The following is a 10380-nucleotide window of genomic DNA, read 5'->3' as shown; positions in this document are numbered from 1 at the left end:
ATCCGGTGGAAAAAAACAGTGCCGCAGCCTGACAATAGCGCCGAGACGTTCAATCGCCTCAGACCGCGTCTGACCCGCATTGCCTACCGTATGCTCGGGTCAGTCGCGGAGGCGGAGGATATCGTCCAGGAGGGCTTCATTCGCTGGCATCAGGCTGACCGGTCTGATGTCCGCAGTGAGGAGGCCTTCCTCGTGCGCACCATAACGCGGCTTTGCCTCGACCATCTCAAATCTGCGCGCGTTCGAAGGGAGACCTATGTCGGGAACTGGCTGCCAGAGCCCATTTTCGACCCTAGTGAAGATGAGTCCGATAGCGATATTACCCTGACGCTGATGATGGCGCTGGAACGATTGTCGCCGTTGGAACGCGCAGCGTTTCTTCTACATGACGTGTTCGGCCAAGATTTCAATCAGATTTCCGAGGCGATCAGTCGAGATCCAGCAACATGCAGACAACTCGCGAGCCGCGCCCGCAGCCACGTCCAGAAAGCAAAACCGCGCTTCCCGGTTTCGGATGAGCAAGGCAAGAATATCGCCGCCGCCTTTTTCAAAGCATCCCGCAGTGGCGACATGCAGACCCTGCAGTCTCTATTGGCGGACGATGTCGTGCTCTACGCCGATGGCGGCGGAATTCGCTTCGCTGCAATCGATCCGATCCATTCAATGGCAAATGTCTGCCTATTCTTCGGAGACGTTTCGCGCCGGGCAGCCTATAGTTTACCGCCATTGGTGCACGAAGGACTCATCGATGGCCTGCCCGGCTTTGTGACAGCGGAAAGTGACGGGATTCCGCAAACCACTGCGCTTGAAATTGAGGACGGCAAGATCAAGGCTATCTACGTCGTGCGGAATCCTGAAAAACTTCGTCATCTCGACTTTGCGCATTGACCCTTGGCTGGCGTTGGTTAGCGTGGCGACCATCGCCCTCCAAGGATCTTATCTATGCAATCATTGACGATGTATCAGGTAGACGCATTTACCACCGAACTCTTTAGCGGCAATCCTGCCGCAGTGCTTGTCCTCGATGATTGGTTGCCAGTAGAGACAATGCAGGCGATTGCCAGCGAGAACAATTTGGCCGAGACGGCCTTTGTGAAGCCCGATGCGAGGAGCTGGGATCTGCGCTGGTTCACGCCAGTACACGAGGCCGACTTCTGCGGACATGCGACGCTCGCGACGGCGCATGTGCTTGCAAACGAGTTGGGCGTGGAGGGCGAACTGGTATTTGAGACCAGGGTCGGCGCTTTGCGTGTCAATAGGAAGAACTCAGCATACCAGCTTGATTTCCCAAGCTTTCCGCCAGAACCGATTGGCGAAATTCTGCCACTGCTCAACGAAATCACTGGAGGCAACCATGTATCGGCATTCCAGAACTTCTAAAACGTTTTTGTTGTGTTGAAGAATGAGCAGGCGGTTCTCGATTTCGTCCCGGATTTACCGAGGATCACCCAACTCGATCCATTTGGGTTCGTGATTGCGGCAAGGGGCGACGAACACGATTTTGTTTCGCGTTATTTTGTTCCGCATGCCGGCATTCCGGAAGATCCGGTGACTGGGTCAATCCATGCCACGCTTGTGCCCTATTGGGCAGAAGAACTGGGTAAACCCAGGCTTTCGGCGTTTCAGCGCTCGAAGCGCGGCGGACATCTGCTTTGTGAGCTCGAGGGTGACCGCGTGCTGCTTACCGGTTCAGCCGTTACCTTTATGAAGGCTCAGATTTACTTGCCCTGAAGCGCCTCGCCGAACAACACCGGCTCGCCTCGGCTTGGTGTCACGATCTCGCCTTCCCACATGACCTTATGACCGCGGATGATCGTGCCGACCGGCCAGCCGGTTACCGTCTTGCCGTCATAAGGCGTCCAGCCAGCCTTTGACCTAACCTGCGCGTTGGTGATGGTTTCCCGCCGTTTCATATCCACGATGGTTAAATCGGCATCGTAGCCGACCGCAATACGTCCCTTGCGAGCCATGCCAAACAAGCGGTTGGGGCCATGCGAGCTCAGATCAACAAAACGCTCGATCGACATACGGCCAGCGTTGACGTGGTCGAGCATTATCGGCACCAGCGTCTGCACACCCGTCATGCCGGATGGTGAGGCCGGATAGGGCTTTGATTTTTCTTCGAGCGTGTGCGGCGCATGGTCGGACCCGAGCACGTCGACAATCCCCTGCCCGATGCCCTTCCAGACGCCATCGCGATGCCGCGCGTCGCGGACCGGCGGGTTCATCTGCAGCAAGGTTCCAAGCGTCGCGTATTGGCTGGCATCAAGGGTCAAATGATGCGGCGTTGCCTCGCAACTCGCTACGTCCTTGTGATCGCCGAGGAAATCGATCTCCTCCGCAGTTGAAATGTGTAGAACATGGATGCGGGCGCCGGTTTCGCGGGCGATGCGGACGAGACGCTGGGTACATTGCAGCGCCGCGATTTCGTCGCGCCAGATTGGGTGTGAAGACGGATCGCCCGGAACGCGCAAACCTTCGCGTTCGCGCAAACGAAATTCGTCCTCGGAATGGAAAGCTGCACGGCGGCGGGTGTTTTTCAGGATAGAACGCACCCCGTCATCGTCCTCCACGAGGAGATCGCCCGTGGATGAACCCATGAATACCTTGATGCCTGCAGCGCCGGGCAAACGTTCGAGCTCGGCGACATCAGCTGCATTGTCGCGCGTGCCACCAACCCAGAATGCAAAGTCGCAGTGCATGCGATGGTGGCCACGCCGAACTTTATCTTCCAGCGTCTCGGCGGAGGTGGTCAGCGGCCTGGTATTCGGCATTTCAAAGACTGCTGTGACCCCGCCAAGTACGGCGGAGCGCGAACCACTCTCCAGATCTTCCTTGTGCTCGAGGCCCGGTTCACGAAAATGCACCTGGCTGTCGACGACACCCGGAAGGATATGCAAGCCGGTGGCGTCAATGATCTCGGCGGCTGAAGCGCTACCAAGATTGCCGATGGCAGCAATGCGGCCGTTGACGATGCCAACATCGCGCAAACCAACACCGTCCTGGTTGACGACAATCCCGCTTCTGAAAATCGTGTCGAACGTCTGAGCCATTTGCTTTCCACTCCAGCCTTGCGAACGCGTCCCTTGCGGATTACGTAACAGGGACAGGAAAGGCAAGGGTGATCGAATGCCGCGGCTAAGTTTAAGTGGAAGAGCAATCCTGAACGTTACGGGCGAGGATGCCGAAGATTTCCTGCAAAATCTCATCACCACCGATCTCGACACGCTGGACGCGGGGGATTTGAAACCAGGCGCTTTGCTCAATCCACAAGGCAAGATCCTGTTCGAGTTTCTCGTTTCACGGAACGCCGGTGGCCTGCGGCTTGATACATTGCAGACCTCTGCAGATGATTTGTTGAAGAGGCTGACGCTCTATAAACTGCGTGCCAAAGTGCAAATATCTGTGGATTCAGAGTCACTTGTCCAGGCTTCCTGGGAAAATGAGTCCGGCGCTTTCGAAACCGATTCAACAGTGCATGACCGGCGTTTCCCCCAAGCGTTGAATGTCACACGGCACTACGGCGGAGTTTCGTTTACGGACCAGGATGAAACTGCGTGGACCGCGCTGCGTATCGTCCACGGTGTAGCGGAAGCGCCAACGGATTATGCGCTCGGCGATGCTTTTCCCCATGATGTTAATCTGGACCAGACTGGCGGCGTTTCTTTCAGAAAGGGCTGTTTTGTCGGTCAGGAAGTTGTCTCGCGCATGCAACATCGTGGAACCGCGCGAAAACGTATCCTGATTGTGACGGGAGCCTCGGACCTGCCGGCTACCGGTACATCCATAACTGCCAACGAACGCGAGATTGGCACCCTCGGCAGCGTTGCAGGATCATCTGGCCTTGGCCTCGTCCGGATCGACCGCGTAAAAGATGCATTGGATAGCGGCAAGGCCATTCTGGCAGGAGATATTCCGATCCACCTTGCCATTCCCTCCGAACACCGGTTTACATTTCCCGAGGCGAAGCAAGAGGCCTGATTGGGGAATAGGATGCTGCGACCGGCAAAGCCGCAACCGAGCAATTTGAAGAAAACAGAATTTCGCGCCTGGCAGCGCATGCTCTCAGGGCGGCGACTGGATTTGCTCGACCCCTCGCCGCTCGATATTGAAATCGAGGACATTGCCCAGGGGCTGTCGCGTGTCGCACGCTGGAATGGCCAGACCGTTGGCGAGCACGCATTCTCGGTGGCGCAGCATTCGCTGCTGGTTGAAGATATCTTCGGGAAGATCGCCCCCGAGGCGACGACGGAACAGCGCCTTGCAACTCTCCTGCATGACGCACCGGAATATGTGATCGGTGACATGATTTCGCCATTCAAAGCCGTTGTCGGTGGAGATTACAAAAGCGTCGAATTGAGGCTGCAACACGCTATTCATCTGCGCTTTTCACTTGCGCCCGTCGTTCACCAAAGTTTACGTACCCTCATCAAGCGGGCGGATGCGATTGCCGCCTATTATGAGGCGACCCGCCTTGCAGGGTTTGCGGAGAAAGAAGCGGTGCAGTTTTTCGGGCGTCCCCGCGGAATTAATCCAGAAGGTCTCGACTTGACGGCACTCGCGACCGAGAATGCACAAAATGCTTTTCTGCTGCGTTTTGCTATACTTAATGAGTTACGGGCACAGAGCCGGGGATARGAACATGCCGCATATCGTTGTCTCTCCCTTGTCGCGTCTCGCTGAGTCTGCAACTCGTTTCGGTGCACGGGATATGATCACGCTGATCAATGCCGATACGGTCGTGCCTCGCCCCGTAGAGATTCTAGAGACGCGTCACCTGTTTCTTGGATTCAACGATATTCTCGAGCCTGCGGAAGGCATGACTCACCCCGTGTCTGAACACATCACCCAGCTGATCGCGTTTGGCCGACTTTGGGACCGCCAGGCACCCTTGCTCATCCACTGCTACGCCGGTATCTCACGCTCGACCGCTGCCGCCTATATCACCGCGATTGCCCTTAATCCGGAGCTTGATGAAGTGCTCTTGGCGCAGAAATTGCGCCAGAATGCACCCTCTGCCACACCCAATGGCAGGCTTGTAGCGCTCGCCGACGATATCCTCGTTCGCAAGGGCAGAATGGTAGATGCAATCAAAGCGATCGGTCGCGGTGAAGAGGCCTTCGAGGGCACGCCGTTCGTCCTTCCGCTAACGGTGTAGACGTGACTGGTACGCCCAATGCTGTCGAGATCAATCTGAGCGCCGCCATTGTCGCCGTCGCCAATAATGATCCGCTGATCTTGACCACACCTTCCAGCGATGACAACGAGCGCGACGAGCTGCCCTTCGGCCCGTTCAACCCGCTGTTGCATCGAACCTTCGAGACCGGACTGCGTGAGTGGGTGGCGGAGCAGACCCCTTTACGCCTTGGGTATGTTGAACAGCTCTACACTTTCGGTGATCGTGGCCGCCACAAAACCGCTGAAGATCGCGACCTGCACATCGTTTCAGTCGGTTATCTAGCGCTCACGCGCATAACCGATGAGGGAGATTCGCTTCGCAAATCCGGTGCGCGCTGGCGCAGCTGGTACTCGTTCTTGCCTTGGGAAGATTGGCGCGTCGGCAAGCCCGCCATGATCGACGAAACAATCCGCCCCGCTCTGCATGCCTGGGCCGAGAAAAGTGGGCTTCCCGCGCGGCTAAGCCGTTTCCGGCTCGCGTTCGGAGACGATGGAATTATGTGGGACGAAGAGCGTGTGCTTGAACGCTATGAACTCCTGTATGAAGCGGGACTGATCGAGGAGGCTGCGCGGGATGGGCGGGCGGAAGGCACACATCTTTCGCGTGTCCTGGGACTTCCGATGAGTTTTGACCACCGGCGTATTCTTGCGACCGCAATTTCGCGGCTGCGCGCCAAGCTGAAATACAGGCCTGTGGTATTCGAGTTAATGCCCCCCACCTTTACCTTGACTGCACTGCAGGAGACTGTGGAGGCGATTTCTGGCCGCCACCTGCACAAGCAGAATTTCCGCAGGCTGGTTGAGACAACGGAGCTGGTCGAGCCAACTGGTGCAGAACAAACGCAGGCGCGAGGCAGACCGGCAGCGCTTTATCGGTTCCGGCACAATGTGCTCGAAGAGCGCAGTGTGGCGGGATTGCGCGTTGGTGGCAGGGGATAGGAGGAAGGGATGAACGACAAGCCGACATCAATCAATGCCGAAGGCATCTCCGAACCATTCTCATCGGAAAATGTTCCGTTGGAGGAATGGTCGAAAGGTACACGCTATGGCACCCGATTTCGCTATCTTTCCGGATTCGGCGGTGCGAACCACATTGGTGTTGCCCTGGAAGAACTCGCGCCGGGCAAGGAATCCAACATGAACCATTATCACATGCTCGAGGAGGAGCAGGCGTTCATCCTCGAAGGTGAGATGACACTGCGGCTCGGCGACAAGACATATCGGATGAAGGCAGGGGATCACGTCTGCTTTCCGGCCGGCCAGAAAGTCGGACATTCGTTTTATAACCACAGCGACGCGGCCTGCCGCTTCATCATGATCGGAGAGAAAAACCCGAACGAAGTCGTGGTCTATCCCGAAACGGGACGCGTTGGTGTGCGATTACTGAGTGAAGGCTACGATAAAGCCGCCACGATGGAATACTGGCAAGGCGCTGATACAGAGCGAAAACCGCACAGCTAGTATCTATTTCAGCAGATAGACGTTTTCATCGCCTGGGAATTTTCGCGAACGGACGTCATCCGCGTAGGCTTTGACAGCTTCGTCGATTGCCGTGCCGACAGCACCGTAGACCTTGACGAATTTGGGCGGCTTCGGATTGTAGCCAAGCATGTCCTCAAGCACGAGAATCTGACCGTCGCATTCGAGTGACCCGCCGATTCCAATCGTGGGGATAGCGATCTCGCGCGAAATCTCAGCCGCAAGCGGTTCCACAATTCCCTCAAGCACTACGGAAAAGGCTCCAGCGTCGCTGACCGCCTTTGCATCAGCCTTGATCAGCGGCCATAGTGCCGTGTCGCGGCCTTGTGTCTTGAAACCACCGAGCGTGTTGACGGATTGCGGCGTCAGCCCGATATGCGCCATCACCGGTATGCCGCGCTCGATCAGGAAGCGGATGGTGTCACCCATGCGCACGCCACCTTCCAGCTTGACGGCACCGCAACCGGTCTCCTGCATGACGCGAGCGGCATTGCGGAACGCAATCTCGGGGCTCTCCTCGTAAGAGCCAAACGGCATATCGACCACGACCATCGCCCGCTTTGAGCCACGCACCACGGCACGGCCATGGGCGATCATGAGATCGAGCGACACGCCGAGCGTTGATTCCATGGCGTAAAGAACCATGGCGAGACTGTCGCCAACGAGGAGAATATCAGCGTGCTGGTCGACAATGCGCGCGGTGTTGGCGTGGTAGGAGGTCAACGCAACGATCGGCTCGCCGCCCTTGCGGACCCGTATTTCCGGTGCGGTGACCCGGCGAGTGACGATTTCCTGACTCATAGCTCCTCCCTCCCACTTCCCCGTTCAGCCTATAACGCGCTGGTCGATCAGACGCACCTTGCCGAAGCGGACTGTCAACAAAATGACGACTGGCTGTTTGAATTTGCCCGAAACCGGATCAAGTGTCCGGGCATCGCGGATGTCGACAGATTCGATCTCGCCGCGCTTCTCGATTGCCAGTATTGCGCGAACCGCATTGCGGATTGCCGACACGGAGCGCTGGCCTTGTCCGACCAGTTCTTCCGCCCGCATCAGCGATTTCGCCAGGACGACCGCAGCCTTGCGGTCGGCCGCGGTCAACATGGCATTGCGTGACGAACATGCAAGACCGTCGTCTTCGCGCACGGTGGCCACTCCGGTTATCTCGATTGGCATGTCGAGATCGGTCACCATGCGGCGGACGATCGTCAATTGCTGATAGTCCTTCTCGCCGAAAAACGCATGATCCGGCTGAACGATATTAAATAGTTTGGTGACGACGGTTGTTACGCCGCGAAAATGCCMGGGCCTGATCTTGCCAATCAGTATCCGGGACAGCACCGGGTTATCAACGATGGTATGGGCGCCCAGCCGATAGATTTCCGCAACGTCTGGCGTAAACACGTAGTCGACGCCCTCCGCCTCGAGCTTGGAAAGGTCGCCCGCCATGTCGCGCGGATAGGAGGACAGGTCCTCGTTCGGTCCAAACTGCGTCGGGTTGACGAAGATCGAAACAACAGTGACGTCGCAGACATTTTTCGAATGGTGGACCAGTGTCAGATGCCCAATGTGCAAATAGCCCATGGTCGGTACGAGACCGATGGATTTGCCTTTGAGGCGGTCAGCTTTCAGGGCAGCGCGCAGTTCTGCAATAGTGGCGATGACCTTCATTTGATTTCGATGTCCAGTCCAATATCCAGCGTCGGCGCTGCCATGGTGATTTTCGATGTCGAGATATAATCGACACCGGTTTCTGCAATCGCCTTGATCGTGTCAAACGCTATATTGCCAGATGCTTCCAGTTTCGCTCGGCCGCCATTGATTTTCACCGCCTTTTCAAGCAGTTCCGGCGTCATATTATCAAGAAGAATCACATCGGCACGAACGGAGAGCGCCTCTTCAAACTGCTTGAGGCCGTCGACTTCCACCTCGATCTTGACGAGATGTCCGGCATAGGCGCGTGCGGCGAGAATGGCCTTTGCGACACCACCTGCGACTGCGATGTGGTTGTCCTTGATCAATATCGCATCGTCGAGGCCGAAACGATGATTGGAGCCGCCACCGCATTTCACCGCATATTTGGCAAAGGCACGCATGCCGGGAATGGTCTTGCGTGTGTCGCAGACCCTGGCATTGGTGTGGGCAATCAAATCGGCGAATTTTGCGGTATAGCTTGCGATGCCACTCAGATGCATGAGGAAGTTGAGCGCGACGCGTTCGGCCGAGAGGATGGCACGGGCTTTCCCTTCGATGCGCGCAATGTCGTCACCCGGCTCGACCCTTACACCATCCCCGACGAGCGTAGTGAATTTCAGCTTCGGGTCCATCAACGCAAAGGCGGTGCGGGCAAAATCCATGCCGCAGATCGTACCGGCCGCGCGGCTGGAAAGCACTGCGCTGGCTACGGCATCCTCGGGCAGGGTCGCGTTGGTCGTGATATCCCCAGCCCGCCCGAGATCTTCGAGCAGGGCAGCACGTACAGCATCCTCGATCAACAATTGCGGAAGAGATGGCGGAAAGGCTTTGTGCATGTCTTCAGCCATCAGGCCAACTCCATCATTTCACTCACAGAAGCTTCGGCRTCGGACAGTGTCAGAAATGTCCTGTGCTGCCACTCAGCACGTTTCTCTGGAAAGTCGGTGCGGAAATGGCCGCCGCGGCTTTCCTCACGTCGCAGCGCACTGACGGCGACCAGCTTTGCCGTCGCCAATACATTCCGAAAGGCAGGATCACGATTAGCTTTGTCCAGCTCAAGAATCGCCTTCAACCCTTGAAGCATGCCTTTGCGGTCACGAACAACACCAAAACTGGCGCTCATCGTCTTGCGGAGTGTGGTCATCGCTGCCGTATCCGCTTCGGCGGCAAGATCGTCCCGGTCTACCGAGCCCTTCGACCAATCTTCCGTATATTGCGCGTCACCCTTGCCGATCTTGGCGGCAATGCGCGCAGAAAACACGACGGCTTCAAGCAGGGAATTGGATGCCAGCCGGTTTGCCCCATGCGCTCCGGTCGAAGTGCATTCCCCGCAAGCCCAAAGCCCATCGATCGAGGTGCGCCCATCGGCGTCTGTCAGAATACCGCCCATGAAATAGTGCGCGGCAGGTATAACAGGAATGGGGTCGACAACAGGATCAATGCCGGCATCGCGACAATACTTGTAGACTGTCGGAAATTCCTCGGCGAATGAGGCACCCACGGCCTTGGTGCAGTCGAGCCAGGCACCGCGACCAGCCATGACTTCAGCATAAATCCCGCGCGCCACGACATCACGGGGACCAAGTTCCGCATCAGGATCTAGCTTGAGCATAAACCGTTCACCGGCGCGATTGATCAGCGTAGCGCCGTGACCGCGGAGTGCCTCCGTCGCCAGGGGTGCCGGGTCTTTGTTCACGTCCAGCGCCGTCGGGTGAAACTGTACGAACTCCATATCCGCCATCATTGCACCAGCCCGTGCCGCCATGCCGATACCTTCGCCGCGTGCCTCGGAAGGATTGGTTGTAACGGCGTAGAGATGGCCGATGCCGCCGGTGGCGATCACAACCGCCCGTGAAGCCAGTTTTACCTGCGTGCCACGCCCCGCTTCTGTTCGCGCGATGACGCCGGTTACCGCGCCTTTCTCGATCATCAGGTCTTCGACCACATACCCTTCCATCACCCTGATCGATGGCGTATCTTCAACCGTTTTCACCAGAGCCTGCATGATCGCACGGCCCGCCATATCGC

Annotated in this window: 11 protein-coding genes and 1 pseudogene; 7 read left to right on the top strand and 5 right to left on the bottom strand. The window is 57.2% G+C overall.

Annotated features, from left to right (window positions below):
* Positions 1-888, top strand: coding sequence for a sigma-70 family RNA polymerase sigma factor (locus tag ACXJ5O_RS10940; protein WP_457299918.1), 888 nt, complete (start codon positions 1-3; stop codon positions 886-888).
* Positions 889-942: 54 nt separating this feature from the next.
* A pseudogene (locus tag ACXJ5O_RS10935) lies at positions 943-1731 on the top strand (PhzF family phenazine biosynthesis protein).
* On the opposite strand, the gene ACXJ5O_RS10930 reads toward ACXJ5O_RS10935, so the two are convergent.
* On the bottom strand, positions 1719-3053 hold the full coding sequence (locus ACXJ5O_RS10930) for a dihydroorotase (RefSeq protein WP_457299917.1): 1335 nt from the start codon (positions 3051-3053) through the stop codon (positions 1719-1721). The pseudogene ACXJ5O_RS10935 and the gene ACXJ5O_RS10930 overlap by 13 nt on opposite strands.
* 76 nt (positions 3054-3129) lie before the next feature.
* Here ACXJ5O_RS10930 and ygfZ point away from each other — a divergent pair, with 76 nt between their 5' ends.
* From ygfZ to ACXJ5O_RS10905, 5 genes are read left to right on the top strand one after another with little or no spacing between them, the layout of a single operon-like run.
* Positions 3130-3981 (top strand): CAF17-like 4Fe-4S cluster assembly/insertion protein YgfZ, encoded by an 852-nt coding sequence (gene ygfZ, locus ACXJ5O_RS10925; protein ID WP_457299916.1) that lies wholly within the window; start codon positions 3130-3132, stop codon positions 3979-3981.
* 12 nt (positions 3982-3993) lie between these two features.
* Positions 3994-4638, top strand: a complete 645-nt coding sequence (locus tag ACXJ5O_RS10920) for a YfbR-like 5'-deoxynucleotidase (RefSeq protein WP_457299920.1) — start codon at positions 3994-3996, stop codon at positions 4636-4638.
* Between the two features lie 4 nt (positions 4639-4642).
* Positions 4643-5158 carry a tyrosine phosphatase family protein gene (locus ACXJ5O_RS10915; protein WP_457299915.1) on the top strand — a complete coding sequence of 172 codons (516 nt, stop codon included), beginning with the start codon at positions 4643-4645 and terminating at the stop codon, positions 5156-5158.
* Between the two features lie 2 nt (positions 5159-5160).
* Positions 5161-6117, top strand: coding sequence for an NUDIX hydrolase (locus ACXJ5O_RS10910; protein WP_457299914.1), 957 nt, complete (start codon positions 5161-5163; stop codon positions 6115-6117).
* Positions 6118-6126: 9 nt separating this feature from the next.
* Positions 6127-6639: a cupin domain-containing protein gene (locus tag ACXJ5O_RS10905; RefSeq protein ID WP_457299913.1), complete on the top strand. Its 513-nt coding sequence runs from the start codon at positions 6127-6129 to the stop codon at positions 6637-6639.
* 3 nt (positions 6640-6642) lie between these two features.
* On the opposite strand, the gene panB is transcribed toward ACXJ5O_RS10905, so the two are convergent.
* The 4 genes from panB to ACXJ5O_RS10885 form a co-directional block, all read right to left on the bottom strand.
* Positions 6643-7458 (bottom strand): 3-methyl-2-oxobutanoate hydroxymethyltransferase, encoded by an 816-nt coding sequence (panB, locus tag ACXJ5O_RS10900; protein ID WP_457299912.1) that lies wholly within the window; start codon positions 7456-7458, stop codon positions 6643-6645.
* 24 nt (positions 7459-7482) lie between these two features.
* Complete coding sequence (panC, locus tag ACXJ5O_RS10895) at positions 7483-8328, bottom strand: pantoate--beta-alanine ligase (protein WP_457299911.1); 846 nt, start codon at positions 8326-8328, stop codon at positions 7483-7485.
* Positions 8325-9188: a carboxylating nicotinate-nucleotide diphosphorylase gene (gene nadC, locus ACXJ5O_RS10890; RefSeq protein WP_457299919.1), complete on the bottom strand. Its 864-nt coding sequence runs from the start codon at positions 9186-9188 to the stop codon at positions 8325-8327. Before nadC ends, panC begins: the two co-directional genes overlap by 4 nt.
* 11 nt (positions 9189-9199) lie before the next feature.
* On the bottom strand, positions 9200-10380 hold a 1181-nt coding region (locus ACXJ5O_RS10885), incomplete at its 5' end, for an L-aspartate oxidase (protein WP_457299910.1).

Source organism: Phyllobacterium sp. P5_D12 (assembly GCF_054049495.1).
This window is presented reverse-complemented; position numbering and strand designations above follow the sequence as displayed.

Coding starts and splice junctions, on each gene's coding strand:
- ACXJ5O_RS10930 (WP_457299917.1), bottom strand. CDS start 3,053: ATGGCTCAGACGTTCGACACGATTTTCAGAAGCGGGATTGTCGTCAAC.
- ygfZ (WP_457299916.1), top strand. CDS start 3,130: ATGCCGCGGCTAAGTTTAAGTGGAAGAGCAATCCTGAACGTTACGGGC.
- ACXJ5O_RS10915 (WP_457299915.1), top strand. CDS start 4,643: ATGCCGCATATCGTTGTCTCTCCCTTGTCGCGTCTCGCTGAGTCTGCA.
- ACXJ5O_RS10905 (WP_457299913.1), top strand. CDS start 6,127: ATGAACGACAAGCCGACATCAATCAATGCCGAAGGCATCTCCGAACCA.
- panB (WP_457299912.1), bottom strand. CDS start 7,458: ATGAGTCAGGAAATCGTCACTCGCCGGGTCACCGCACCGGAAATACGG.
- nadC (WP_457299919.1), bottom strand. CDS start 9,188: ATGCACAAAGCCTTTCCGCCATCTCTTCCGCAATTGTTGATCGAGGAT.